Raw genomic sequence first — 25849 nt, forward strand, 5'->3', positions numbered from 1 at the left:
CGGGTTCGCGGTTGGTGCCAGCAACCCGACCCTACCCGGCAACCGCCGATGACCACCCCGCGAGAGATCCCGCCTGCTTCAGCGCTGTGATGGGCGCGCAGGCGGGCTCTCTCGCTCCCGGCGAGCTACACCACCAGTAGGGACACGACCGGTCTGCTGCCCTTCAGGTTTTCAGGACCAGGCAGGCACCACCGGCTGTGCGGATCTTCCCGCAGAGTGCGGTCGCTTCCGCTTGGCTCTGGGCCGGAATGCGGACCCGGTAGAACGCCCCGCCGCCCCGGCTCAGCAGGCGCGTCCCGATGATCATCGGGCGAGCCTCCCCGATCACCTTGGCATAGGCGGAACGCGTGCGCACAAAGCTCTCGAGGGCCTGCTCCTTGGAGAAGTTGCCGGCCAGCTGAACGCCCCAGGGTCCCCACGGCGGCGGAGCTGGCGGGACGACAATGGGCTCAAGAGCAAGGGGCGAGGCACGTTCGGGGCGTGACGGGACACGCAGCCCCGCGGTGACTTGTGCGCAGCTCGGACCCGTCTCCGCTCCCCGCCCGGCTGCCGCCAGAGCGGCTGAGGGGGCGGCGCGCTTCGCCCCGCCAGTCTCCGCTGCCTTGCCCACCGCGCGAGTGTTGCCCGCGTCCCCGGGAGAGGTCGCACCAGATATCTCACCGGTGAGCGTATCGGGTCTCGCCATTGCCGGGGCACGCCACTCCTCCACTGCTCTGCCCGTGACCGCGTGGACGTAGGCCCGCGTCTCGGCGGGGAGGCTGCCCGAGCCAGCAAGCCAATTGGCCACACGGGTTGGGCCGCCGTTGTAGGCGGCGGCAGCAAGGCCAAGGTTGCCGAACCGCTTGCGCAGATCGGCCAGGAGATGCGCCGCGTGCGGGATGGCCTGCTCCGGGTCAAAGGGGTCAGAGAGGCCGCGCTCGCGCGAGGTGCCGGGCATGAACTGGGCCACACCCTGCGCGCCCGCTGAACTAGTGGCGCTGGTCCGGAAGCCGCTCTCCCTCCAGATCAGGCGGGTGAGAAAGGGCACCGGCAGCCCTCTGGCTCTGGCGGAGCTCTCGATGAGACGGCAGAGCGCCTGCCCGACCGTCTCCATCGTGGCCGTACTCGGAGCGGATCGCACTGGTGCGGCGGCCAGCGACGCCCCGATCACGCCGGTCAGGAGTACGCGCGCAAGCTTCTCGATCACGCAGCCGGTTCTAGCTGCTGAAGGCCGGAGTTCAACATCGGACCAATGCCCGAGGCGATGCGATACCTGGCTCCTACGATCATCGGAACACCGGAGGAGGGCGGCTGCCCCTGGATCATGCTTGTCTGCTCACATGGGAGTAGAGCTGAACAGTTGGCCGGAGTACCGGACGGAGCACCGCTCCGCCCGAGATCGGCGTCGTTGATCCCCACCTCGACGGCCCAGCACGGGTCAGAACCGGCCGTGATCAACTCGCCGAAGCTGATCGTCAGAAGGCGCACCGACGCCCGTGGTGCGGCCGTGACTACAACCACCCGAACTTGCGGAAGCGCTGGTAGAGCACCCCGCACACCAGTACGATCGCGCAGAGCACGATGAAGTAGCCGTATTGCAGCTCCAGCTCTGGCATGTTCTTGAAGTTCATGCCGTAGATGCCCGCCACGGCGGTCGGTACTGCCAGGATGGCAGCCCAAGCGGCGAGGCGCCGCGCGATGTGGGTCTGCTGCGTCTGGCCGATCATCAGGCTCGCCTCGAAGGCGAAGGCCAGCACCTCGCGCAGGCCGTCGATCTCCTCCTGCACGCGCCGGATGTGGTCGGACACGTCGCGGAAGAGCACCTGCATGTGGGCGTCGATCGCCAGCGTCTCGGCGTGTTCGAGCTTGCGGCAGACTTCCACCAGAGGGACGACGGCATTGCGCAGGCGCAGGAGGTCGCGGCGCAGCATGTAGAGGCGCTCGATCTCCGCCTGCTGCAGCTCGCGGGCGAGCACGACGTCCTCGATCGCCTCGACCTCGTCGTGGATCGTCTGGATCACGGGGCCGTAATCGTCCACGATGTAGTCGAGGATGGCGTAGAGCATGTAGTGCTCGCCCTGAGCGAGCGTGGTCGGGCAGGCTTCGCAGCGCTGGCGCACGGCGGCGTAGGAGGTCGAGGCGCCGTGCCGGACCGTCACCACGTAGCCGCGCCCAAGGAAGACGTGTGTCTCCCCGAAGGCGATGCGGCCCTCGACGAGCTGAGCGGTACGCGCCACCACGAACAGTCCGGTATCGTACTGCTCCGCCTTCGGGCGCTGGTGGGCGTTGCCCGCATCCTCGATCGCGAGAGGATGCAGGTTGAACTGCGCCTGCACCTCTCTCAGGAGCGCGTCGGAGGGCTCGTAGAGCCCGATCCAGACGATGTGGCCGGGCTTGCGCGCCCAGGCCCCGGCTTCCACCACGGTGGTCTCGGCGATGCGGCGGCCTGCCGCATAGACGCCGGCTGCGACGACGCCCGGGGTCGGTGCGGGAGGCGGTGGAGTGGGAGCGAGCATGGCGTGTCCCCCAGACAATTGCCGGCTCGAAGTTGCGCCCGAGCGGTCTCGCGGCGCAACCGGAGTTCGCGAGACGACGGCGCCACCTGCACTCGGTCGCAGGCTGGCCTGTCCAAAAAACGACCGTTTTCCTTACATAGAGGGGATGAGGGTGCCGACGGCCTACTCGCTCGAGAGCACGGGCCGGCAGCTGTCGGCAAACCGTGTCAGGAAAACATCCACGTCTCTGATGCCACCACGGTTGCAGGCGCCTACGCGCGCGTGGGGCACCCACGCTACATGTTGCCACCCCTCGCTGGGAGGCGAAGCGCTCGATCCAGGCGTGGCATCATGGGCACGCGCCGGCGGAAGAGCGGCAACTCAGCTTGACGAACAGAAAGAGAACAAGTATGGCCCCGCTATAGCCCGCTCCCCTATGGAGCCGTGGTCCGGGTGACTAACCAGGTCAGGTCCGGGCGACCGCGCAACAAGCCGGACGGCACCGGCCAGCAAGCGGCCTCCGGGCCGCAGGAGTGGGACTGGGTCGCCCCGACCCCACGGACAGCCGGGTCGCTGATCGATGGCCCCCCGGCTCGCTCCGCGTCAGACCTCCTCGGAGGTGAAGCGGCGAGTAAAGGCCGACCGCCTGACCGCGGCCTCCCCGACAGGGTTTCGTCCATTGCTCCGTGACCGGCTCGTACGGCGGCTCCGGCCCGTCAGGTCTGTCAGGCTTCGCCCCACACAGGCGAAGCCATCCCCTCTCCCCAGCCCACCATCCCATCAGGGATGGACAGATCGACCACTGGCAGAACCGGGTCGCCGGCGCGAACTCGACCGCCGTTCCGCCACTGGCTCCGAATGACGCCGACCCGCCCCCCAGCGCCAGCAAGCTCCAGAACAGGGGGATCTTGCGGCGCCGGAGGAGAGGTAGAGACCACGGATCGAGCCCGACGAAGGGCAGGAACGGGTTGCGGCGGTTGGCGGCGTAGATCTCGATGCGGACGCCTGGACGGACCGTTGCGCCCCGGGCGTGGAAGCCGCACGTGTCGCCCACCACCAGGGTGTTGCCCGGGACCGCGAACTTGACGGGGGCCGAGAGGCCCAGACGGGGCAGCTCCTCCGGGCGGATCCGGAATGCGCCGCCCCCTCCCGCCTTGGTTGGATCACAGGCCTCCACGCTCTTGCGCCGCTCCCAGGCAAGGCGCCGCTTCGAGCGGGTGGCCGAGCCGCGCACATAGGTGAAGGGACCCTCATCCTCCGGCACGTCGTGCAGGAACAGCCACGCCTTCATGGTTGGATGAAACGTGTCCATGTGGAGGTCGAGCTGTGGATCGGCTTGTGAGCCGTCGAGCTGGGAGAAGATCGTCTGGATATAAACCTCCGGCTCCACGTCGAAGCTCGCCACGTAGCGCAGCCGACCCTGGAAGCCGGGCATTTCGAGGAGCCGCCGGCAGGCCGGGAGTTGGCGCAGGGTTGCCAGGGTCAGCGGGACGCGTCGCGTGACGGCGTCTCCCTCGCGAAACTGTCTGGCGGGGAGTGCGACCGAGGTGACCTCCTGCACGAGGTCGGCGAAGTGCCCCGGTTCGAGGAAGTCGCGCACCTCGAGGTAGCCCTGCTCATCGAGCTGCCGCTGGTCCTCCGCGCTCACCAGCGAGGCCAGGCGCCGTCGTCTCCGCGCCGTGAGGGCGGTGGCCGTGTTGACGCGCCAGACGTGCAGCCCGCGGCGGTTCAAGGAAGCACTGCCGAGGATCGGATTGCTTCGGAAAGATTTTGCCCCGGTGAGCACCTGGATGGCGTGGATCGGAGCCAGGAGGAGGCGCGAAACTGTAGCAGCCATGTTCGTCACGAAAGTTGCCCAGTGGCAGGCTTGAGCGCCCAGGGCGGCATAATAATGGCGTGAAGGCGCCGTGAACGTACTAACGATACGATGTTTCAGGCTTGCAACTGACCACATCCCATGTAGATAGATATTAACATACGTCATAAGCCCTACAGCTCAACGATTAACATGTGTCGCGAATTGCAGCCGTAGAGCCTACTCGGCCGGATTAGGGGCTCCGTCGCGATCTCGGCGAGGACGCACCGCTCAAGCTTGCCACGGCGTTCGGCATGATAGGCGGCCTTGGTTGTAGCTCCCGCTCTCAGCAAGGGGGAACGCACTTGGGCAAAATCACCGCAACACTCGTCCAAACGGACGGGTCCGGAGTTTCTCGCGCGGACCGCACTTGGCAGCTGCGTCCATGCGTGAGGTAGGACAATGAACAAGTGTGTACGGACTACTCTGAGTGCCGCCGTGCTCGGAAGCGGGGTGCTCCTGGGCATCGCGTCTGCTCAGGCCATGGGGTATGGCTATGGCGAGTTCGACGCGCCCGAGACCGTCGTAACGCGCCGGACCATCGTCGAGCGGCAGGTTGTTGCCCCACCTCGGCGCGTCGTGCGGGAGGTGATCGTGGAGCGGCCAGTGATCCGCCCCCACCGTGTTGTCCGTAAGGTCGTGGTCGAGCGCCCGGTCGTGTACCGGCCCCGGCGCATCGTTCGCGAGGTCGTGGTCGAGCGGGACGGCTTCTATGGGCCGCGCCGGTTCGGACCACGACCGGTTGGCTACGGCTACGGCCCGGCCTTCGACGCGTACGATTGAGGGCTGGCGCTACACCGAGGCCGGCCCCCGCTGACGGGGCCGGCCGCTCAGTCCTGCGAGGGCGGCGGGCCCTGGGCCGCGAGTTGGGTGTCCTCGCGATCCTGGTCGCGCACCAGCCAGCGCACGGCTCCGAGCGCCAGCGTTGCGGGTTGAGGTGCCGGCCGGAGAAGCGCCCTAATGCGATCTATCCTTCTCGCCACTGCCACGCTCGTGGTGACTTCCCTCCCTGTTGCGGGTCAACCAGCGCAGCGCCTCAGAACAGAGAAGGCCGAGATCATCGTCGAAACCGTCGCGGGCGGTCTCAACCATCCCTGGGGTCTCGCCTTCCTGCCGGATGGACGCATGTTGGTCACCGAAAAGCCGGGGCGCCTGCGCATCGTCTCGGCCGAAGGGGAGATCTCACCTCCGATCGCCAAGACGCCGCAGCCGTCCATTCAGTTTTTGGACGTAGCACTCGATCCCAATTTCTCTGAGAACCAGCTCGTTTACCTTACGTATGTCGAGCCGCGTGGGGGCGGCTTGGCCACGGCGGCAGGACGTGGGCGGCTCAGCACGACCGGTACGACTTTGGAGGGCTTCGAGGTCATCTTTCGGCAGCAGCCGGCCTCGCCGATCGAGGATCACTTCGGATCGCGCCTCGCCTTCACGCCCGACAGCAAGCTCTTCATCTCGACAGGAGACCGTGACGAGCCTGACTCGGCTCAGGATCTCTCCACCCACATGGGCAAGCTCGTCCGCGTCAACCGGGACGGCTCCGTGCCGGCCGACAACCCATTCGTGCATCGTGCAGGAGTTCGGCCAGAGATCTGGTCCTACGGCCATCGAAACATCGAGGGCCTCGCCGTCCAGCCGGGTACAGGCGTCCTCTGGGCGGGGGAGTTCGGGCCGACCGGCGGAGATGAAATCAACATTCCCAAGCCGGGCGGCAACTACGGTTGGCCCTTAGTGAGCTGGGGTGATCACACGGATGGGCGCGTGATCCCGCGGCCGCCGACCCGGCCTGACCTGACGGACGCCATTTATCACTGGACACCATCGGTCTCGTTCTCTGGGATGACGTTCTACACGGGGGCTGCGTTTCCGGCCTGGCATGGAAACCTGCTGCTGGCTGGACTGGCTTCACAGGCCTTGATCCGTCTGACGCTCGCCGGGGCACGTGTCACTGGGGAGGAGCGCATCCCGATGGACGCACGCATCCGGCATGTTGCCCAAGGACGGGATGGCCTTCTCTACCTTCTGACCGACGAGGACCAGGGGCGGATCCTACGTTTCAAGCCGGGCGGCTAAAACTCAGCTTCGACTGTTAGGGTATACCCTCGCGAGCATGCCGCCAGTACATGGCCGTGCCCGCAAGACGGTGGCCCGGCTAGCCTGAAGACCGGCCGTCCATCGCACCGCCTCTGGCCAGGAACGATCATCGGCGCGATGGAGACGGTCGGGGAATGCTGACCGTATCGCATCCTGTCATCGAGCACCCCGTCCTCCGGCTTGGGCCGGAGACCCCGTACTCTCAGCGGCCCGCCACGCCAGCTGCCTGCAATCCGGATGATTTCATCACCATTTCCCTTCCATGGTCCGCCGATCAGTTCGGGCGCAGACGGCTGAGAGACTGAGCGTGCTGTTGCCCCACATGGGAGCGGAGCCGTGTCTTAGTAGTGCATGCAGCGCAGCGGGATTAACCTGATCCTCCCCTGATTTCGCGGACACGGGGAGTTTAGCTCGCGGTCCGTTCGGCTTGCTCGGGCGTGAGATAACCGAGTGCCGAGTGGATGCGCTGCCGATTGTAGTAGCCCTCGATGTAAGCGAACAGGTCGCGGCGCGCCTCATCCCGGGTCGCCCATCGTCGCTGATGGACGAGCTCGACCTTGAGGGTGTGGAAGAAGCTCTCCATCGGGGCATTACCGTAGCAGCAGGCCGTCCGGCTCATGGACGGCCTGGCCGCCATGCCGGCGAGCTGCCTCCGGTAGGCCTCGGCCGCGTAGTGGGTGGATTCAAGTGGTCGTCGCAACGGCTTGGCGGAGGGCGGTTGTGATGGCAGGTCGGCGGCGTTCGGATCGGGCACTTCGCGAGAAGCTGCGGTCACCGGGTCGTCCCGGGGTCGGTCTGCGCGAGACGCGGCGGGGGTTCTGGGCGTTCCTCGCGCAGGGTCTCTCCAGCGAGGTCGCAGCGATGAAGCTCGGGATCTCGCCACCGGTCGGCTCGCGGTGGTTCCGGACAGCAGGCGGAATGGCACCTTCCCACCTGTCACCATCATCCAAGTCGCCTTCTGCGCGCTACCTGTCGTTGGCTGAGCGGGAGGAGATCGCGATCCTACAAGCGCAAGGTCACGGGGTCCGGGACGTCGCTCGGCGTCTGGGACGGGCGGCGTCGACCATCTCGCGGGAATTGCGCCGCAATGCGGCGACCCGCAGTGGCGGCCTGGACTATCGCGCCACGACCGCGCAGTGGCACGCTGAACGCGCGGCACGCCGGCCCAAGCCAGCAAAACTGGCGGGGAACGCAGCGCTGCGGACGTACGTGCAGGAGCGGCTCGCCGGAACTGTCGCGACACCGGGCGGGAGCGCTCTGCCTGGCCCTAGCGTTGCCTGGAAGGGACGGCGGCACGGGCGACGCCAGAGCCGGCGATGGGGTCGATCCTGGAGTCCGCAGCAGATCGCCGAGCGCCTACGGCTCGACTTTCCGGGCGATACACGATGCGCATCAGTCACGAGGCGATCTATCAGGCGCTCTACATCCAGGGCCGGGGCGCGCTGAAGCGTGAGCTGACCGCGTGTCTTCGCACAGGACGGGCTTTGCGTGTGCCGCGGGCCCGCAGCCTGGGCCGAGGCAGGTCGTTCGTCACCCCCGAGGTGCTCATCAGCGAGCGTCCGCCCGAGGTGGAGGACCGCGCGGTGCCGGGGCACTGGGAAGGAGATCTGATCCTGGGTCTGAAGAGTTCGGCGATCGGGACCCTGGTCGAGCGCACGACGCGCTTTACGATGCTGCTGCATCTTCCGCCGATGGACGGCCATGGGGTGACACCGCGTGCGAAGAACGGCCCGGCGCTGGCGGGGCACGGGGCCCAGGCGGTGCGCGAGGCGATCGCCGGCACGATCGCGCGCTTGCCCGAGCAGCTGCGGCGCTCGTTGACCTGGGACCAGGGTACCGAGATGGCCGAGCACGCGCGCTTGCGGATCGACGCGGGTCTGCAGGTCTACTTCTGCGATCCACGCTCACCCTGGCAGCGGGGGACGAACGAGAATACGAACGGGTTACTGCGACAGTACTTCCCGAAAGGAACGGATCTGAGCGCCCACAGCGCGAACGATCTTGCTGCTGTGGCCGCAGCCCTCAACAGCAGACCGCGCAAGACGCTGAACTGGAAGACGCCGGCAGAGGCGCTCGACGCTGTGCTGGCTGCCGTGCAAGATGGTGTTGCGACGACCGCTTGAACCCAAGCTGGCTGCCGTGATCCGAGTGGCAGATAAGCCCGGCGGCCGGTCGCTGCCGCTGGGCGGCCATCATCAGCGCAGCCACGCTCAGCTCGGTGCGCATATGATCGCGCATCGACCAGCCGACGATCTTGCGCGTGGCCAGATCGAGGACGGCAGCCAAGTAGAGCCAGCCCTCGCCGGTCGGCAGGTAGGTGATGTCGGCCAGCCAAACCGTGTTCGGCCGCGCGGCCGAGAAGTCCTGCCTCAGGAGGTTCCGGGCGATGGGGAGATCGTGACGGCTGTCGGTCGTGCAGGGCCGGAACCGACGCCCCGCCAGGGCACGGATGCCGTGCCGGCGCATGAGACGCTCCACCCGCCCGCGGCTGGCTGAACGGCCCTCGGCCCGCAGGGCGGCATGCACGCGTGGGGCACCATAGCGCCGGTGGTGGGCGGCATGGATGCGCCGGACATCGTCCAGGAGCTGGCGGTTGGAGGCCGAGCGGGCGCTCTCAGGCCGTGACCGCCACCCGTAAAAGCCGCTGGGGGAGACGTCGAGCACGCGGCACATGAGACGCACCGGCCAGGTCCGCGCATGCTGCTCGATGAAGGCGTAGGTCACGTGGGCATCTCCGCGAAGATGCCGATGGCTTTTTTTAGGACGTCGCGCTCCATGCGCGTGCGGTCGAGCTCACGCCGCAGACGGGCAATCTCGGCGGCCTGATCGGACGGCGAGGCGATCGGGCTTGATGGCAAGGCCCCGGTCGATCCTGCCGGCCGCGGTCGGGGCGGTGCCCCGTTCAGCGTTGCACGCCACTGCCGCAACATCGAGGGCTGGATCCCGAGCTCGGCCGCGATCTGCATCTGCGGCCGGCCGCTGCTCTCCAGCAGGGCGACCGCTTCGCGTTTGAACTCGGGCGTGAACTCCCGTCTCGTCTTCGCCATCCGACACCTTCCCCGCTCCGCCAGAGCGTATCAGAGGTGTCCGTGAAACCGAGGGAGGATCATTTGGTCGCTACACCTATCCAGCCCCTCGCGGGCTTGAGACCCCTTCAGGCGCCAACCTGAAGGGGTCTTGCTTTGTGGTGTCGTGCTGCTGCGGCAGGTTTCTCCTGCTGTTGCAGCCCGAGAGTTCTCCGCCCCGACGATGATGCGCTCACAGGTTCACGTGAACCTGTGACGCTGCGCGAAAAAGCACTTTCGTGGCGCAGAGCGCGGAACGTGTCGCGCACGGAGCGCAAACGATGCGCGAACATGAGCCGAAAGTGCTTTTTCGTAATGAGAGGGTCGGGGGTTCGAATCCCTCTTGCGGCACCACCACTTAGCTCAGATTTCGGGTCTCACCCATTTCGCAGCGCTCCCCGAGCGCTCCCCGCATGCAGAGCCGTGCTCATCCACAGGAGGGTGAGGGGAGCGCTGCAGGATCCCCGGCGGCTGACGTCGCGCCTGCCGCTCGCACTGCCGCCGTGCCCGACCGTCATGCCCGCTCCGTGGCTGACGCCGCAGCATCCGCCGCGCTCACGCCTGCCGTCATGCCCGAGCCCTGCCTTGACCTGCGTGGCTGACAGGCAGGGAGGCATCGCCGAGCCTCCCCCGGGTCTCGTCGGGTCCCTCGGGGCGCCCGCCAAGGCAGGTGGGCTGTCCCGCTGCACGCCATGCCCAGGGCGCGCATCCTGTGGGTCGGGCAGTGGGGCCGCCCGACAGCCGCCTACAATCCTACTGCATGACCGCAGCGCTGCCCGCATGCCTCGGCCTCGCGCCCGCCGAGAGCCTGCCTCGCGGTTCAAATCTGACGCTTGATACCCGCCGTGAGGGGCCGCTCGCGACCGATGCTGTTGAAGAACTCAGCGATGATGCTTGCAGCGTCGCCCTATGACTCACCGTGAGGAAGGCTCTTCTCTTTTGTCGCACGGCGCTCGGATTTAAATCGGCGCGCGCGACCCCGCGCGGAAGATTTTTCTTCGGGCGTCATGGTGTGGAGTACCGCGTCGGCTGCGTCCCGAGTTTCTCCATGACCCTGGAAAGCATCGCCCCAATCGGCGATGATCCCCTCGTCAGCCTGCCCACCCTGGCAGCCTGATCGATCCGGCCCCGGCCGGTGATCGGGGTGGCCACGCCCAAGCTACACCACGCCAGGGGACACGATCGGCTATAATGCCTCCGGCCTCAATCCATCTCAGACCTCTGTCTCGAGGCGCGCGTCAAGAAAATTGGCAGCGGCAAGGACGAAGTACGCGAGCGCAGATTTCAAAGTGGATTCGTGGTCGCGGGCGAGCGTGCGGCAGTGTCCGATCAAACAGAGTATTTGCCCTCTCATCCAACGCCGCTGTTGCGCGGCAAGGCCCACCCGCCCCTCATTCGGCATGATGAGCTCTGTGCTCAGTCCCGTGCTGCGCCTCTCGATCGACGGTACGTTCATTCGAAGTATTCGACGCCATCTACACGCCAATACATGCAGCCGATAAAACTGGATAATGCGATTTGTCTGCAAGTCAGTAAAGCTGCAGCCTCAGGAGTCCCCTAGTGTGGTTGAGCCCTGATGAAGGAGGACCCGACCTAAGCGTCCGGGTCCCGACGATCGCGTTCCAGTTTCCTGATCTTGCCGCGGGCCTGAATTTGCATCAGAGCGGGATGCCCGGCTTCGTGTTCAAGGGCTCTCTCATCCGCGTGACACGATGCAGGCCGTCCTCAACGCAGCCCTTCCGATCTTCGCCCTTATCCTGACGGGCTTCCTGTGCGGCCGCACCGCCCTGTTCGGGCCGGCCGCGACCGACAGCCTGAACCGGTTCGCGATCTATCTCGCGCTTCCGGCCCTGATATTCGGCGCCATGGCGAAGATCACCCCCGAGCAGGTCGCTCAGGTCGGGTTCTCCGTGGCCTTCCTGGGCGGGATCGTAGCGGCCTTCGCCGCGGCCTACATCCTTGGGATCCTTAGGGGCGCGGGCATGGCCCAGGCCTGCATCGAGGGCCTGGATGCCGGCTACAGCAACGTCGGCTTCATGGGCATCCCGCTCTGCCTGCTGGTCTTCGGGTCGGCAAGCCTGCCGGCGGCGGTGATCGCGACGCTCTTCACCGCCTGCGTGCTGTTCCTGTTCGCGGTCGTGCTGATCGAACTCGACCTTCAGAAGGGCGCCGGCCGGGCCGGCACGGCGCGCAAGGTCGTACTCGCGCTCGTGCGCAATCCTCTGTTGATCGCGCCTCTCGCCGGCCTCGCGGTTGGTCTCACGGGGGTAAGCGTCCCGGCGCCGGTCGAACGCTTCGCCTCGCTCCTCGGCGGGGCGGCCTCGCCCTGCGCGCTCATCTGCATTGGGCTGTTCCTGGCCCAGGAGCGGGTCGTGCTCGCCGACGTCCGACCGATCGCCGCCCTCGTCGGTTTGAAGCTTCTGCTGCAACCCGCCGTCACAGCGCTCCTGGTCTTCCACGTGTTCGAGATGCCTTCGCTCTGGGCCCGCGCCGCCGTGCTACTCAGTGCGCTGCCGATCGGATCGGGGCCCTTCACGCTGGCCAAGCTCTACGGGCTGGAGGCAGGCGTGACCTCCGGCGCGATCCTGCTGTCGCACATCGCCTCGGTGCTCACGGTCTCGCTGCTCGTGGCATGGCTCGCCTGAGACGGCACCTCAGCGACGCACGCGGCGGCTGCGGGCCTCGGCGGCCGCGGCATCCTCTTGCGCCTGCAGGCGGGCGACGAACACCGTGGCGGCGCGCGATGTGCTGCTGCGAGAGCCGGTCCGCCCGCTCCCCGTCGCAGCTGAACCAGGCGGCGCTCAAGGAGCGCGATGACATCGCCAAGGCCAACGTCGACCTGCAGAAGGGGCTGGAATGAAAAGCCCTCGTCTTCAACACCGTAGACCCGGCAGCCTTCCAGGCGGCCCTGAAGAGCACGAAATTCTACAGCCAGTGGCGCGAGAAGTTCGGTGCCGACGCCTGGGCGCTGGTGCAGAAATACGCTGGCGACATCGGCTGAGCTCGGCACGCGGGGTCGCCGTCCGGCACGGACCTGCGCCGCGCGGCGACCGGCGCTATCCCACGCGGGCGCCCGCATGGGCCCCGACCTCGACACCCGGGAGGACGAGCATGGGTCAGCCCGCGCGCACCGTCGTGGACCTCAATGCGGACGCGCATTCCTGCGCGGCCTGGATCGCGCGATTCCTCGAGGCGCGCGGGGTCGCACGGATCTACGGCCTCCAGGGTGGCCACATCCAACCGATCTGGGACCACGCCGCCCGGCTCGGCATCCGCATCGTCGACGTGCGCGACGAGGGCGCGGCCGTGCACATGGCCCACGCCCACGCCGAACTCACCGGCGAACTCGGCGTCTGCATGGCGACGGCGGGACCCGGCGTCACCAACTGCGTCACCGGCATCGCCAACGCGGCGCTGGCGCGGGTGCCGGTGCTGCTGATCGGCGGCTGCACCTCGCGGCCACAGGCCAATCTCGGGCCGCTGCAGGACATTCCCCGCGTCGACATCCTGCGCCCGGTGACGCGCCAGGCGCGCCCGGCGCGCGTCGGGGCGGCGTGATGAACGACCGCCTCGTCCGAGCGGAAGACCCCGTGATACGCGTTGCTGCCCTCGATGCGCATGCCGGTCTCGTCCGAGGCCACCACCTCAGCTCGGCGCAGCGCCGAGACCGCAGCCTCACGGCCCTCCACGAACCGGCCCTGCGCCCGCCGCGAGCCCGTTCATCAGCCCACCCTGGCTCAGGGTCAGCCCGAACAGGTCAGCCAGCGCGGCTTGCAGGCGCTCGGAGGACAGAGCCTGGAAGGTCTTCAGGGAGGTCGCCACCGCGTGCAACCGCGGGCCGAACGGCGTGCCGGCCGCCACTTGCGGCACCGGGGCAACGACCCGAGTTCCGCAGGACGGCCAGCGCACGGCGAGCCGCTGATCCTGAGTGACGAGCGGCGTCACCTCCGGAAGGTCGATCTACCCTCCGTTCTGCCTCGCCACCGCACGATGGCGAGCCGCGGGAAGAGGCTCGCACGCGCGTCCGCCACCTGCGGCGGCTGTCCAGAAGCTATTCCGGCAGCGGCCTGCCGGTGGTCTCGGGCATGAACCAGGGCACGATCAGCCCGAGCACGTAGACGCTGCTCATGATCAGCGCCGCCCGCGCCACGCCGCCGAACGAGGTGACGATCTGGCCGGCGATGATCGGGAAGATCCAGGCGATCAGGCGGGCGCCGTTGAACACGAAGCTCGCGGCGGTCGCCCGCACGGCCGGCGTGAACAGCTCCACGAGGTAGATCGCCATCCAGCTGAACGAGAAGCCGAGCGTGAAGACCCCGTTCAGGAAGGCGATGACCATGAAGGTGGTCAGACCGCCGGTCCACACATAGGCGAGCACCGAGGTCGCGAGGCAGCCCGCATAGGTCAGGATCAGGAATTTGCGCCGCCCGATCGCGTCGGCGAGGAAGCCCGAGACCAGGTAGGCGGCGATCGCCCCGATGTTGTAGATGATGCCCATGCGCGGGCCCCAGACGTTGGCGGGCTCGCCCGCCGCCTTGGCCAGCGCCTCGGTGTAGGCCGGCAGCCAGGACGATACCGCCCACCAGCCCACCGTCGTGGCGAAGGACATCACGGTGGCCAGCAGCACGCGCCGCCGGCTCTCCGGCTCGCGGAAGATCTCGGTGAGCGTGAAGGGGCGCTGCGCTGTCTTGTGCACGCGGCCGCTCTGCGCGTCCTCCGTCGTGGCGGCCCAGCGCTGCTCCTTGAGCGCCGTCATCCAGCGCTCGGATTCCTCCAGCGCGCGGCGCAGGTAGAGGCAGACGAAGGCCGGCAGCGCGCCGAGCGCGAACATGATGCGCCAGCTCTCGGAGCCGAGCGGGTTGGTCGCCGCCAGCACCGCCCAGACGATCGCCGCCAGCACCGCGCCGCCGCCGAAGCCCGATTGCAGGAAGCCGCAGCCCTTCGGCCGCGCCCGGTTCGGCCAGGTCTCGGCGACGAGCGCGATGCCGGTGCTCCATTCCGAGCCGATCGCCAGGCCGGTGATGAAGCGCAAGAGCGCGAGCTGCGCGAAGCTCCCGGCGAAGGCGGTCAGCCCCGTGAAGATGGCGTAGCCGAGGATGGAGAGCATCATCATGCGCTTGCGGCCGATGTAATCCGCCGCGATGCCGCCCAGCATGCCGCCGATCCCCCAGCCGAGCAGCGTGATGCCGATCGCCGCGCCGACGTAGAAGGCGGGCGCCTGCGCCTGCTCGGGCGTGAGGATGGAGTTCAGCGCCGGGCGGAGCGCGTAGACCAGCGCCACCGCCTCATAGCCGTCGAAGATCCAGCCGAGGTAGCTGCCCCAGAGGATGCGCCAATGTCGCGCCGTCAGGCCCGCGTACCAGGGAGCGGAGGCGTCCTCGCGCAGGACCGCATCGCCGGCTGCCATATGTTCCTCCCTCGTCTCGCTGCGCTGCGCCCCCGTCTCGCCTCAGGTGACAGCCTGCGCGAGGCAGGCCGTGCCGGCGCCGTAGGCGTCGCGCACCCGCCCGCCGGCGAGGCCGCCCGGCAGTGCCGCTCCCTCGCGTGCCACCGCGACGAGCGCGTCGAGGTCGATCCCGGTCCCGACGCCCATCCGGGCGAACATCCAGGCGAGGTCCTCGGTCGCAACGTTGCCGGTGGCGCCGGGCGCGAAGGGGCAGCCGCCGAGGCCCGCGAAGGAGGCGTCGAAGACCCGCACGTCCTCGCGGTAGGCCGCGTGCACGTTGGCGAGCCCGAGCCCGTAGGTGTCGTGCGCGTGCAGCGCCCAGGCCTTCGCCTGGGGGAAGCGAGCTTTGGCCCGCGCGAACAGCCGCCCGACATGCGCCGGGTCGGCGCGTCCCGTCGTGTCGCACAGGCAGATCTCGGCGTCGGGCTTGAGCGCGACCAAGCGGTCGAGCAGCGCCAGCGCCTTCTCCTCCGGGACGCGGCCCTCGAAGGGACAGTCGAAGGCGGTCGCGAGGTCGAGGCGGATCGCGACCTCGCCGGGGATCGCTCGCAGCAGGCGGTCGTACTCGTCAGCCGATTCCCCGGGCGAGCGCCGGACGTTGTTGCGGTTGTGCGCCTCGGACACCGAGAGCACGAAGACGAGGCGGCGCGCGCCGGCCGCTACCGCGTCGCGCCCGCGCCGCTCGCTCGGCACCAGCACCTGGGGTTCGAGGCCGGGGAAGCGCGCGCAGGCGGCGAGCACCTCCGGCGTGTCGCGCATCTGCGGCAGCGCCGTCGCGCTCACGAAGGAACCGATCTCTATGCGCCGGAGACCCGCGGCGACGAGGCGTCCGAGGATCTCGATCTTGCGCTCTGTCGGGATGAAGGGGCCGATGCCCTGGTAGCCGTCGCGCGGCCCGACCTCGACGATCTCCACCACGTCGTGCGTCATGCCGCCACTCCGTCCTCGCGCAGCTTCCCGATCGCGTCGGCGTCGAGCCCGGCCACATCGCGCAGGATCGCGTCGGTGTGCTCCCCCGCGCGGGGGCCGGGCCAGCGGATGCGGCCCGGATCGTCGGGCACGTGCGGCACGATGCCCGCGTGCAGCACCGTGCCGAATTGCGGGTCCTCGACCTCCTGCACCATGCCGCGGGCGCGGAACTGCGGGTCGGCGGCAATCTCGGCGGCGGTGTAGGCGATGGTCGAGGGCACGTCGGCCTCGGCCAGCATCCGCTCCAGGTCGGCAGCGGAATGCGTGGCGCTCCAAGCGCCGATCATCCGGTCGAGGTCCTCGACGTTCGCCACGCGCTTGCCGTTGCCGATGAAGCGCGGATCCTGCGCCAGTTCGGGCTGCCCCATCAGGGCGGTCAGGCGGGCGAAGATCGGCTCGGAATTGCCGGCGATCAGAATCCACTTGCCGTCCGCGGTCGGGTAGGCGGAGGAGGGGGAGGCGGTGGCGATGCGCGCACCCGTCGGATGCCGCACCGAGCCGAATACGCCGTATTCGGGCAGCATGCCCTCCATCATCGAGAGCACGGATTCGGTCAGCGCCACGTCGATGGCACGGCCGCGCCCGTCCCCGCCCTCCTTCCGGTCGCGCGCCCACAGGGCCGCCACGATGCCGAAGGCCGCGTAGAGCCCGGCGATCGAATCGCCGATCGAGACGCCGACGCGCACGGGCGGCAGGTCCGAGACGGAGGGCGGGTGGTTGGTGAGGTAGCGCAGGCCCCCGATCGCCTCGCCGATCACCCCGAAGGCGGCGCGGTCGCGGTAGAGCCCGTCCTGCCCGTAGCCGGAGATGCTGGCGACCACGATGCCGGGCCGCGCGGCCTCCATCGCCTCGCGGCCAAGGCCCATCTTGGCGAGCTGGCCGGGGCGGAAGTTCTCGATCACCGCGTCGCAGGTACGCACGAGGCGCAGCACGACCTCGACCGCGCGCGGATCCTTGAGGTTCAGCACGAGGCTGCGCTTGTTGCGCTGGTGCATCGAGGTCCAGGGCGCGCCCGCGCCCTCGACCTGCCGTCCCCACTGGCGCACCGGGTCTCCGCCGGGCGCCTCGACCTTGATCACGTCAGCCCCGAGGTCGGCGAGCAGCCGCGACCCGAACGGGGCGGCGACGAAATGGCCGAGTTCGAGGATGCGCAGGCCCGTCAGGGGGCCGCTGGAGGGGGCGGAATCGTGTGTCGGCATCGCGGTTCGACCGGCTCTGGGGGAAGGGTCAGGCGACGTGCTGCGCGGAACCGGCGCCGAGCCGCTCGCGCAGCCAGTTGATAACGCCGCCCTTCAGCAGCAGTTCGGTCTGGCGCCGCGACAGGTCGTGGCGAAGCTGGATCTGCCGCTTGCCCCCGACGATGGCGACGATTTCGCGGCCCGCCTGCAGCGCGGCGGCGATGCCCGCGATCTCGATCTCCTCGCCCGGGTCGGGGCGGCCATCGACGAGGTGCGAGCGGACGAGCTTCTGCGTCAGGTTCAGCGGCACCGGCGCACCTCCCTGGTTCAGCGCCGGCGCTCCCGCCATCCGAAGAACGCGCGGAGGCAATCAGGTCGGCGCAGCCTGAGTATTTAGCTCAGGCGCATGATTGCAGGCAGGGAAGCAGAGAAGTGGGTTTAGCACAAGTGAGTTTTGTGCGGTTCGTCCATGGCAACGCTTGACCGCACGTGCCATCTATTGCTTAGTTTATCATTCCGCGAGCCCGTCCCCCGGCCGGGGTAATACAGGCCGCATATCCGGGGGTCAGTTCCGGCGGTCGCTGGACAGGCGGCAACTTTCCGCCGGGCGAGGCGGCGACAGGCGTTCCACGCCTCCAGGTCGTGCTCACCCACTGCTGGGCGCTGCTGGCCGGCCTTCTCCGGCAGCGCGTCCTCGCGGGAGTCGGTCCCGTGGATCTCGCCCTGCTGTCACATGGAGGGGTGAGCCAGCTAGCCGCACGCTTACGAACCTGATGCGAAAGCTCCGCGTGGCGGTGGATGTCAGGGAAGCGTGTCAGGAAATCATATGTCCGGACAACCCTCACAACCGGACATTCCAGACAGATGCTGCGAGGGGCCGCTTTGGGTCACGAGCAGTCGGCCGCGATAACGGCGGATCTGGGTCGCGTCCACCGGAGTGGTGGCAATTGGAGGAGGGCCACCGGTGGGATCGGTCAGGCCGCCGCGGGTGGAAGGTGAACCGGCTCGGCGGGTGGAGCAAGCAGGCTTGGCGCGTCGTCGGCGCCGGAGGCGAGACCGTTCAGGGGCTCCAGGCCGAGATAGCGGTGCTGGAGCGACCACTCGTCGTTGGCCTCGATCAGCACGGCACCGATCAGCCGGACGATCGAGGCTTCGTTGGGGAAGATGCCGACCACGCCCTTCCATCGCCCGGGCCAGCTTCGGCAGGCTGCTGTGAGCAGAGGCGGCAATGGCGCGCCATAACTCGCGCGCCTTGTCCTGTGTCGGCTGGACGAAGACCTCGCGGATGGCTGTGGCGACGCGGGATTGCTGGGCTCTGGGAATGGGAGATGGCGAAGCAATCAACCGGATGGCGTATGACGCGCTCGTCGATCTCCTTGCCCAGCTTGGAGACCTGGCTCTTGGAGAGGCCGCTCATGCCCATGGCCTGCACCAGGTCCTCCACCCGGCGGGTGGACACGCCTGAGATCCAGGCCTCCTGGATCACGGCGGTGAGCGCCTTCTCGATCGTGCGCCGGGGCTCCAGGAACGGCGGAAAGGCGGAGGGGCCGCTCCTGAGCTTGGGCACCTTCAGCTCAAGCGTGCCGAGCCGGGTCTCCAGGGTTCGGTCGCGATCGCCCTGGCGCTCTCGGACCATCCAGATCGCTCGCGCCAGATCGCTCGCGTGGCTCCTCCCGAAGAAGAGTGGCTTATGCGGCGCCACGGCGCGGTCCTCCCGACAAGCGGAGTCTCCGGGAGATCCGGGGCGGTTCACGCCGAAGGCTCACCGTCCGCCTGGTGATCGGGATTCCCGGGTTCGGGGTTCGTGCGAGCAAGCCGATCCGCACCGGTCACCGTCGGTGACCACCCTCGCGAGAGATCGGGCCTGCAGCCGTGCCCTGCAGCGCGCGGCTGCAGGCCCGATCTCTCGCTCCGCCTCGGCAACGCCGCTCCACGGGGCGCGGCCCCTGGAGAGCGGAACCGTGCCTGTCCGAATTGACAGACAGGAAGCTGTTCGCATAACCGTACAGATGACTGACCCGCTCTCGGCCCGGCAAGGCGTGAGCCAGGGAGTTCCGCATGGCGGCGGCCATCGAACCGCACAAGGCGCGCAGGCTCTACCTGCTCCTGCGCGAGCGCATCGCCGGGGGCCGCCTGCCGAACGGCGCGCGACTGCCCGGCGAGCCGGCGCTCGCGGCCGAGCACGGCCTGTCGCGGGCGACGGTGCGCCGCGCCCTCGACCTCCTGTCGAGCGAGGGGCTGGTGGAGCGGCGCGCGGGATCGGGCACCTTCGTGCGCCAGGAGGGCGCGGCGCGGCCCGTGGTCGCCGATCTGCCGAACCTGCTCTCGGGCCTGATCCAGATGGGCCGCGCGACCGGCGTGCGGCTGCTGTCCTTCGGCTACGAGCCGGCCCCGGCGGCGATCGCCGAGGCGCTGGTGCTGGCGCCGGGCGAGCGGGTGCAGCGCTCCGTTCGGGTGCGCCTGATCGACGGCAAGCCGTTCTCGTACCTCACCACGCACGTGCCCGAGCGGATCGGCCTGTCCTACTCGGAGGCCGACCTCGTCACCACGCCGCTCCTCGAGCTGATGGAGCGCTCGGGCGTCGCCGCCGCGCGCGCCACGCAGGCCATCACCGCGACGCTCGCCGGGCCCGAGGCCGCGGAGGCGCTGGACCTCGGCCTCGGCGCCCCCGTCATCGACCTCACCCGCGTCGTCTACGACCCGCAGGGACGCGGCGTCGAGCACCTGCACGCCCTCTACCGGCCCGACCGCTACGCCCTGCGCATGGACCTCGTGCGCACCGGCGAGGCGGGCGAGCGGCACTGGGCGCCCGCCGCGCCACCCCCACCCAGACCTGCCCGCGCCGCCGCGCAGAGGAGACCCGCCCGATGATCGCGTCCGATCGCGTCCCGAACCGCCGCCGCGTGCTCACGGGCGGCGCGGCCGCCGCCTCGCTCCTCGCGATGCCGGCGGTGCTGCGGGCCGAGCCCGCGCCGGTGAAGATCGGCATCCTCCAGCCGCTCACCGGGGCGCTCGCCGGCGACGGCGACCTCGGCCGCCTCGGGGCGGAACTCGCGGTGGCAGACCTCAACGCCGCGGGCGGCCTCAAGGCGCTGGGCGGCGCCCGGATCGAGGCGGTGATCGCCGACAACCGCTCGAACCCGGAAGCCGCCGCCCAGGAGGCCGAGCGCCTCGCGGGCGAGGGCGTCGCCGCGATCGTGGGCGGCTTCGGCAGCGGCCTGTGCGCCACCGCCAGCCAGGCGGCGGCCCGCTACGACCTGCCCTACCTGATCGATGTCGGCGTCGCCGATTCGCTCACGCAGCGCGGCCTCAGGAACACCTTCCGGTTCTCCCCGAGCTTCAGCATGGTCACGACGAGCGCCCTGGAGCGCCTCGTCGCCCTCAATGACGGGGCCGGCAAGCCCGCCCGCACGGTGGTGATCGTGCACGAGGACGGGCTGTTCGGCTCGGGCCTCGCCAAGCTGCTCCAGGCCGAGCTGCCCAAGCGCGGCTTCGAGATCCTGGAGACGATCGCCCATCCGACTCCGGCCCGCGACATGGCCAACGTCGTGCTGCGCATCCGCTCGCTGCAGCCCGACCTCGTCGTTCCGTCGAACTACTACGGCGAGTTCGTTCTCCTCGCCCGCACCCTGCAGCAGCAGCGCGTCCGCCCCAAGGGCATCTACGCCATCCTCGGCGGCGGCGCGTCGAGCCTCCGCTTCGTCAAGGAGTTCCCTCAGGCCGCCGAGGGGGTGATGGATTGCAACCACTGGCCCGATCCGAAGAACCCGGCCGCGGCCGAACTGCGCCGACGGACCGAGGCGGCCGGCCGCGCCTTCGCCTACAACGTGCCGATGAACTACTCGGCCGTGCGGCTGATGGCCGAGGCGATCGAGAAGGCCGGCGCCCCCGACCGCGCCCGGATCATCGAGGCGCTGGCCACGCAGAGCTTCGGCAGCGGCGTGATGCCCTACGGCCAGTCGCGCTTCGCCGGCGGCCAGAACGCCAGCGCGCTGCCCCTCAACACGCAGGTCCAGGGCGGCGACGTCAAGGTGATCGCCCCGGACGGCTTCGCCGAGGCCAAGCCGAACTTTCCCCTGAGGGCCTGAGCCGATGTACGCGCCCCAGATCCTGATCGAGGCGGCCCTCAACGGCCTGATGACCGGGGCCGTCTACGCGCTGATCGCGCTCGGATTGACCTTGGTCTACGGGGTGCTGCACATCATCAATTTCGCGCACGGCGCCCTGCTGACCTGCGCGATGTTCGCGGTGTGGGGCGCCTCCGCCACCGCGCATGTCGATCCCTACCTGGCGCTGATCGCCGTGGTGCCGCTGATGTTCGGCCTCGGCTACGGGCTCCAGCGCCTCGTCATCGGCCCGGCGAGTCACGGCAGCGACGACAACGTGCTGCTCGTCACCCTCGGTCTCTCGATCGTGCTGGAGAACGCGCTGCTGGCGGCGTTCCGCTCCGACACCCGGGCGATCGAGTCCGACGCGGCGCTCCAGGTGGTCGAGGTCGGGCCGCTGTTGCTCTCGACCCCGCGGCTGATCGGCCTCGCCGGCTCGCTCGTGGTCACGGGCCTGCTCTGGCTGCTCCTCAACCGCACCGACACGGGCCGGGCGATCCGGGCGGTCTCCCGCGAGAAGCTCGGGGCCCGCCTCGTCGGCATCGAGGTCGACCACGTCTACGCGGTCACCTTCGGCCTCGGCTGCGCCTGCCTGGGCGTGGCGGCATGCCTCCTGATGCCGACCTACTACGTCAATCCGCGCTCGGGCGCCGCCTTCGTGCTCGTCGCCTTCACCATCGTTGTGCTCGGCGGCATGGGCTCGATCACCGGCGCGCTGGTGGGCGGCCTGGTGATCGGGGTCGTCGAGAGCTTCTCCGGCCTCATCCTCGGCGACAGCCTCGGGCAGATCGGCATCTTCCTGATCTTCATCCTGGTGCTGCTGGTGCGGCCGACCGGCCTGTTCGGGGCGCGCGCATGACCCTTCGCGACGTCCTGCCCCCGCTCCTCGCCCTGGCGGCGCTGGGAGCGCTGGCCTTCCTCGGCCTCTCGGGCAGCGCCCTCAACTTCCTCATCACGACGCTGATCATCGCGCTCGCGGGCCTCGGCTGGAACGTGCTCGGGGGCTTCGGCGGCCAGTACTCCTTCGGCCACGCCGCCTTCTTCGGCACCGGCGCCTACGCCACGGCGGTGCTCCAGCTCAGGTTCGGCTGGAACGCCTGGGCCGGGCTCGCCGCCGGGATCGGCCTCGGCACCGCGACGGGGTTCCTGATCGGCACCCTGAGCTTCCGGGCCGGCCTGCGCGGCTCCTACTTCGCCCTTGTCACCCTCGCCTTCGCGGAAGTGTTCCGCATCCTCGCCAACGCCGCCGACCTCACCGGCGGGGCGGCGGGACTGCTCCTGACGCTCCAGCCCGGTTTCGGCACCATGCAGTTCGCCGACCGGCGCCTGTTCTGCCTGCTGGTGCTCGGCTTCGTCGGCGCGGCGCTCCTCGCCTCGCGCTGGATCGAGCGCTCGCGCTTCGGCGCCCAGCTGATCGCCGTGCGCGAGAACGAGGAGGCGGCCCGGGCGCTCGGCGTCGACGCCCTGCGGGTGAAGCTCGGGGCGATCGCCCTCTCCGCGGCGATCACCGCGGCGGCCGGGGCCCTCTACGTGCAGCACTTCCTCTACCTCGACGCCGGCGTCGCCTACGGCACCTGGATCTCCGTCGAGGCGCTGCTCGCGCCCATCGTCGGCGGCATCGGCACCGCCTTCGGGCCGCTCGTCGGGGCGCTCGCCCTCCAGGGGCTCGGCGAGGCGACCAAGCACCTCTCCGGCGGCGTCCCGGGCCTCGACCTCGTCGTGTTCGGCATCTGCCTCGTCGCCGTCATCGCCTTCGCGCCGCAGGGGCTCATCGGCCTCCTCCGCCGCCGGGCCGCGGCCGCGGGAGCCTGAACGATGCTCGCCGCCCAATCCCTCACCAAGCGCTTCCAGGGGCTCGTCGCGGTGAGCGACGCCTCGCTCGCGGTGCCGGCCGGCTCGATCACCGGGCTGATCGGCCCGAACGGGGCCGGCAAGACCACCCTGTTCGGGATGATCTCCGGCTTCCTCGCCCCGAGCGCCGGCCGGGTGCTGTTCGAGGGCCGGGACGTCACCGGCGAGGCGCCGCACCTGCGGGCGCGCCGGGGCATCGCCCGCACCTTCCAGATCGTCCAGCCCTTCGCGGGCCTCACCGTGGCCGAGAACATCGCGGTCGGCGCCTACCTGCGCCATCCGCGCCGGGCCGAGGCGGTGGCGCGGGCCCGCGAAGTCGGCACCCGCGTCGGGCTCGGCGCCCTGCTCGACCGGCCGGCCGCCAGCCTGACGGTGGCCGGGCGCAAGCGCCTGGAGGTCGCGCGCGCGCTCGCCACCGAGCCGCGGCTCCTCCTGCTCGACGAGGTGCTGGCCGGGCTCAACCCCTCGGAGATCCGAGACATCCTGCCGGTGGTGCGGGCGATCCGCGCCGAGGGGGTCACCATCCTGATGATCGAGCACATCATGCAGGCCGTGATGACCCTGTGCGAGGAGGTCCACGTCCTCGCGCAGGGGCGCATGGTCGCCTCCGGCCCGCCGCGCGAGGTCTGCCGCGACCCCCGGGTGATCGAGGCCTATCTCGGCCGGGGCGCCGCCGCCCGCCTGGAGGCGCAGGCCTCCGATGCTTGAGGTGACGGGCCTGCGCGCCGGCTACGGCGCCACCGAGGTGCTGCGCGGCCTCGACCTCGCGGTGGCGGCGGGAGAGATCGTCGCCGTGCTCGGCGCCAACGGCGTCGGCAAGACCACGCTCAACAAGGTCCTGTCCGGGGTGCTGCCGGCGCGCGCCGGCACGATCCGGTTCGACGGCCGCCCGATCACCGGCCTCTCCGCGGCCGCCATCGTCGAGGCCGGCCTGATCCACGTGCCGGAGGGGCGCCGGATCTTCCCGAACCTCAGCGTGCGCGAGAACCTCGAACTCGGCAGCTACCGGCGCGGCCGGGCGCGGCGCGGCGCCAATCTGGAGCGCGTCTACGCCACCTTCCCGCGCCTGAGGGAGCGGGCGGGGCAGGCCGCCGGCACGCTCTCGGGCGGCGAGCAGCAGATGCTCGCCATCGGCCGCGGCCTGATGGCCGAGCCCCGCCTGCTCATCCTCGACGAGCCCTCGCTCGGCCTCTCGCCGCTCCTCGTCGAGGAGATGTTCGCCCTCGTGGCGCGGCTCAACCGCGAAGGATTGCCGATCATGCTGGTGGAGCAGAACGTGGTGCAGTCGCTCGATCTCGCGACCCGCGCCTACATCCTGGAGAACGGGGCCGTCTCGCTGCAGGGCGAGGCCGCCGCGCTCGCCGCCGACCCGGCCCTGCGCCGGGCCTATCTGGGGCTCTGAGATGGGCATCGTCACCCCCGGCATCATACCGGCCTCGGAACTGCTCGGCCCCGGCGCGGCGCCCGCGCCGGCCTGGCTCGCGCGCTGGACCGGCTTCGCGGCGGATCTCACCCCCGCCGACTTGCCCGCCGCCGTAGTGGAGCGCACCAAGCTCGTCCTCCTCGACAGTCTCGGGGTGATCGCGGCCGGCCTGCAGGAGCCCGAGTGCCGGGCGCTGGCCGAGCGCCTCGCGGCCCGCCGCCCCGGCCCGGCGCCGGCGCCCGGCAGCGGGCTTCGCCTCGATCCCCGCGACGCCGCCCTCGTCAACGGCTGCGCCGGCACCGCCCTCGAACTCGACGAGGGCAACCAATATGCCCGCGGCCATCCGGCGATCCACGTGGTGCCGGCCGCCCTCGCCGCCGCGCAGGACCGCGGGACCGGCGGCCCGGCGCTGCTCGCCGCCATCGCCCTCGGCTACGAGATCGGTGCGCGCATCGGCATCGCCTCGCGCCTCGCCGTGGCGATGCACCCGCACGGCACCTGGGGCACGGTCGGCGCCGCCCTCGCGGTGGCGCGCCTCAACGGCGCCGACGCGGCCGGGATCGGCCGGGCGGCCGGCATCGCGGCGACCCTCGGGCTCGCCACCAGCCGGCGCACGATGCTGGAGGGGGCGACCATCCGCAATGCCTATGCGGGCTTCTCGAACCAGCTCGGGCTCACCGCCTGGGACCTCGCCGAGAGCGGATTCCTGCCCGAGCGCGACGGCATCGCCACCGTCTACGGGAGCGTCATCGCCGAGGGCTTCAGCGCCGCGGCGATGATTGAGGATCTCGGCACGCGCTGGGAGATCGCCCGCAACTACTTCAAGCGCCACGCGGCCTGCCGCTACACCCACGCTGCCCTCGACGCCCTGGCGCGGATCCGCGCCGAGGCCGGGCCGATCGATCCCGGAGCGGTGCGCGCCGTCGAGGTCGCCACCTATGTCTGGGCGGCGCAGTTCGACCACCCGGCCCCCGCGACGATGCTCGCCGCCAAGTTCTCGCTGCCCTACACGCTCGCCGCCGCCCTGATGCGCGGAGAGGCCGATGTCGCGGCCTTCCGGCCGGAGGCCCGGGCCGATCCGCGCATCCTGGCGCTCGCCCGCCGGGTGAGCGTGCGGGAGGATCCGGCCATGACCGCGCGGCTGCCGGCCTTCCGCCCGGCTCGGGTCACGCTGAGCCTGGCGGATGGGCGCCGCCTCTCGGCGGAGGTCGAGACCAACCGCGGCGACACCGAGGATCCCTACGCCCCCGAGGAGGTCCGCGCGAAGTTCCGCGCCCTCGCCGGCCCCGTCTGGGGGAGCGCCCGGGCGGACCGCATCGCCGCGGCGGTGGCGGAGATCGACCGCGCCGCCGACCTCGGGCCGCTCCTCGCCCTGATCGCGTAGGCCGCTT

Annotated in this window: 21 protein-coding genes and 5 pseudogenes; 13 read left to right on the forward strand and 13 right to left on the reverse strand. The window is 69.9% G+C overall.

From position 1 onward, the window contains the following. Positions 1–163 precede the first annotated feature (163 nt). The 3 genes from M446_RS09015 to M446_RS09025 form a co-directional block, all read right to left on the reverse strand. A complete protein-coding gene (locus M446_RS09015) occupies positions 164–1186 on the reverse strand; it encodes a lytic transglycosylase domain-containing protein (RefSeq protein WP_012331790.1) in 1023 nt (340 codons plus the stop codon). 304 nt (positions 1187–1490) lie between these two features. After that, positions 1491–2495, reverse strand: a complete 1005-nt coding sequence (corA, locus tag M446_RS09020; protein ID WP_012331792.1) for a magnesium/cobalt transporter CorA — start codon at positions 2493–2495, stop codon at positions 1491–1493. Positions 2496–2940: 445 nt separating this feature from the next. Beyond that, positions 2941–4311, reverse strand: coding sequence for a phytanoyl-CoA dioxygenase family protein (locus M446_RS09025; RefSeq protein WP_012331793.1), 1371 nt, complete (start codon positions 4309–4311; stop codon positions 2941–2943). 420 nt (positions 4312–4731) lie between these two features. Here M446_RS09025 and M446_RS09030 point away from each other — a divergent pair, with 420 nt between their 5' ends. Both M446_RS09030 and M446_RS09035 read left to right on the forward strand, forming a co-directional pair. Beyond that, on the forward strand, positions 4732–5112 hold the full coding sequence (locus M446_RS09030; protein WP_036270426.1) for a hypothetical protein: 381 nt from the start codon (positions 4732–4734) through the stop codon (positions 5110–5112). Positions 5113–5289: 177 nt separating this feature from the next. Continuing rightward, complete coding sequence (locus tag M446_RS09035; RefSeq protein ID WP_012331795.1) at positions 5290–6399, forward strand: PQQ-dependent sugar dehydrogenase; 1110 nt, start codon at positions 5290–5292, stop codon at positions 6397–6399. A 427-nt stretch (positions 6400–6826) separates the two neighbouring features. Here the strand turns inward: M446_RS09035 and M446_RS09040 are convergent. After that, positions 6827–7096: pseudogene (locus tag M446_RS09040) on the reverse strand (IS3 family transposase); the annotation flags it as partial. Positions 7097–7143: 47 nt separating this feature from the next. Between M446_RS09040 and M446_RS09045 the strand changes: the two are divergent. Next, positions 7144–8543, forward strand: a pseudogene (locus M446_RS09045) (IS30-like element ISMtsp4 family transposase). Between the two features lie 7 nt (positions 8544–8550). On the opposite strand, the pseudogene M446_RS35095 reads toward M446_RS09045, so the two are convergent. Continuing rightward, positions 8551–9467: pseudogene (locus M446_RS35095) on the reverse strand (IS3 family transposase); the annotation flags it as partial. Between the two features lie 778 nt (positions 9468–10245). On the opposite strand from M446_RS35095, the gene M446_RS38095 reads away from it, so the two are divergent. Further along, on the forward strand, positions 10246–10398 hold the full coding sequence (locus M446_RS38095; RefSeq protein WP_168169148.1) for a hypothetical protein: 153 nt from the start codon (positions 10246–10248) through the stop codon (positions 10396–10398). A gap of 300 nt (positions 10399–10698) precedes the next feature. Here the strand turns inward: M446_RS38095 and M446_RS37010 are convergent, their stop codons facing one another. Continuing rightward, complete coding sequence (locus M446_RS37010; RefSeq protein ID WP_018261800.1) at positions 10699–10941, reverse strand: hypothetical protein; 243 nt, start codon at positions 10939–10941, stop codon at positions 10699–10701. Between the two features lie 256 nt (positions 10942–11197). On the opposite strand from M446_RS37010, the gene M446_RS09055 reads away from it, so the two are divergent. Further along, entirely contained in the window at positions 11198–12130 is a 933-nt protein-coding gene (locus tag M446_RS09055; protein WP_012331798.1) for an AEC family transporter, read from the forward strand. A gap of 466 nt (positions 12131–12596) precedes the next feature. Then, complete coding sequence (locus M446_RS09060; protein ID WP_012331799.1) at positions 12597–13043, forward strand: thiamine pyrophosphate-binding protein; 447 nt, start codon at positions 12597–12599, stop codon at positions 13041–13043. Here the strand turns inward: M446_RS09060 and M446_RS09065 are convergent. The 7 genes and pseudogenes from M446_RS09065 to M446_RS35100 form a co-directional block, all read right to left on the reverse strand. After that, positions 13025–13445: pseudogene (locus M446_RS09065) on the reverse strand (IS66 family transposase); the annotation flags it as partial. The gene M446_RS09060 and the pseudogene M446_RS09065 overlap by 19 nt on opposite strands. Positions 13446–13536: 91 nt before the next feature. After that, the gene (locus tag M446_RS09070) at positions 13537–14892 is read right to left on the reverse strand and encodes an MFS transporter (protein WP_012331800.1); all 1356 of its coding nucleotides are present in this window, start codon (positions 14890–14892) and stop codon (positions 13537–13539) included. Between the two features lie 42 nt (positions 14893–14934). Next, positions 14935–15861, reverse strand: coding sequence for a hydroxymethylglutaryl-CoA lyase (locus tag M446_RS09075; protein WP_012331801.1), 927 nt, complete (start codon positions 15859–15861; stop codon positions 14935–14937). Further along, positions 15858–17099: a CaiB/BaiF CoA transferase family protein gene (locus tag M446_RS09080; RefSeq protein ID WP_012331802.1), complete on the reverse strand. Its 1242-nt coding sequence runs from the start codon at positions 17097–17099 to the stop codon at positions 15858–15860. The genes M446_RS09075 and M446_RS09080 overlap by 4 nt, the downstream gene beginning before the upstream one ends. Positions 17100–17127: 28 nt before the next feature. After that, entirely contained in the window at positions 17128–17388 is a 261-nt protein-coding gene (locus M446_RS09085) for a hypothetical protein (protein WP_236728742.1), read from the reverse strand. A 664-nt stretch (positions 17389–18052) separates the two neighbouring features. Next, positions 18053–18253 carry a transposase gene (locus M446_RS38835; RefSeq protein WP_043701033.1) on the reverse strand — a complete coding sequence of 67 codons (201 nt, stop codon included), beginning with the start codon at positions 18251–18253 and terminating at the stop codon, positions 18053–18055. 182 nt (positions 18254–18435) lie between these two features. Then, a pseudogene (locus M446_RS35100) lies at positions 18436–18702 on the reverse strand (transposase); the annotation flags it as partial. Between the two features lie 434 nt (positions 18703–19136). On the opposite strand from M446_RS35100, the gene M446_RS09095 reads away from it, so the two are divergent. From M446_RS09095 to M446_RS09125, 7 genes are read left to right on the forward strand one after another with little or no spacing between them, the layout of a single operon-like run. Then, a complete protein-coding gene (locus M446_RS09095; protein ID WP_012331804.1) occupies positions 19137–19949 on the forward strand; it encodes a GntR family transcriptional regulator in 813 nt (270 codons plus the stop codon). Beyond that, positions 19946–21166, forward strand: a complete 1221-nt coding sequence (locus M446_RS09100; RefSeq protein ID WP_012331805.1) for an ABC transporter substrate-binding protein — start codon at positions 19946–19948, stop codon at positions 21164–21166. The genes M446_RS09095 and M446_RS09100 overlap by 4 nt, the downstream gene beginning before the upstream one ends. Before the next feature lie 4 nt (positions 21167–21170). Then, complete coding sequence (locus M446_RS09105; protein ID WP_012331806.1) at positions 21171–22043, forward strand: branched-chain amino acid ABC transporter permease; 873 nt, start codon at positions 21171–21173, stop codon at positions 22041–22043. Beyond that, complete coding sequence (locus M446_RS09110; protein ID WP_012331807.1) at positions 22040–22996, forward strand: branched-chain amino acid ABC transporter permease; 957 nt, start codon at positions 22040–22042, stop codon at positions 22994–22996. Before M446_RS09105 ends, M446_RS09110 begins: the two co-directional genes overlap by 4 nt. A 3-nt stretch (positions 22997–22999) precedes the next feature. Then, complete coding sequence (locus tag M446_RS09115) at positions 23000–23743, forward strand: ABC transporter ATP-binding protein (RefSeq protein ID WP_012331808.1); 744 nt, start codon at positions 23000–23002, stop codon at positions 23741–23743. After that, positions 23736–24437: an ABC transporter ATP-binding protein gene (locus M446_RS09120; RefSeq protein WP_012331809.1), complete on the forward strand. Its 702-nt coding sequence runs from the start codon at positions 23736–23738 to the stop codon at positions 24435–24437. The genes M446_RS09115 and M446_RS09120 overlap by 8 nt, the downstream gene beginning before the upstream one ends. Before the next feature lies 1 nt (position 24438). Further along, positions 24439–25842, forward strand: coding sequence for an MmgE/PrpD family protein (locus M446_RS09125; RefSeq protein ID WP_012331810.1), 1404 nt, complete (start codon positions 24439–24441; stop codon positions 25840–25842). Positions 25843–25849 lie beyond the last annotated feature (7 nt).

The sequence above is a fragment of the Methylobacterium sp. 4-46 genome, assembly GCF_000019365.1.
Classification (GTDB): Bacteria; Pseudomonadota; Alphaproteobacteria; order Rhizobiales; family Beijerinckiaceae; genus Methylobacterium.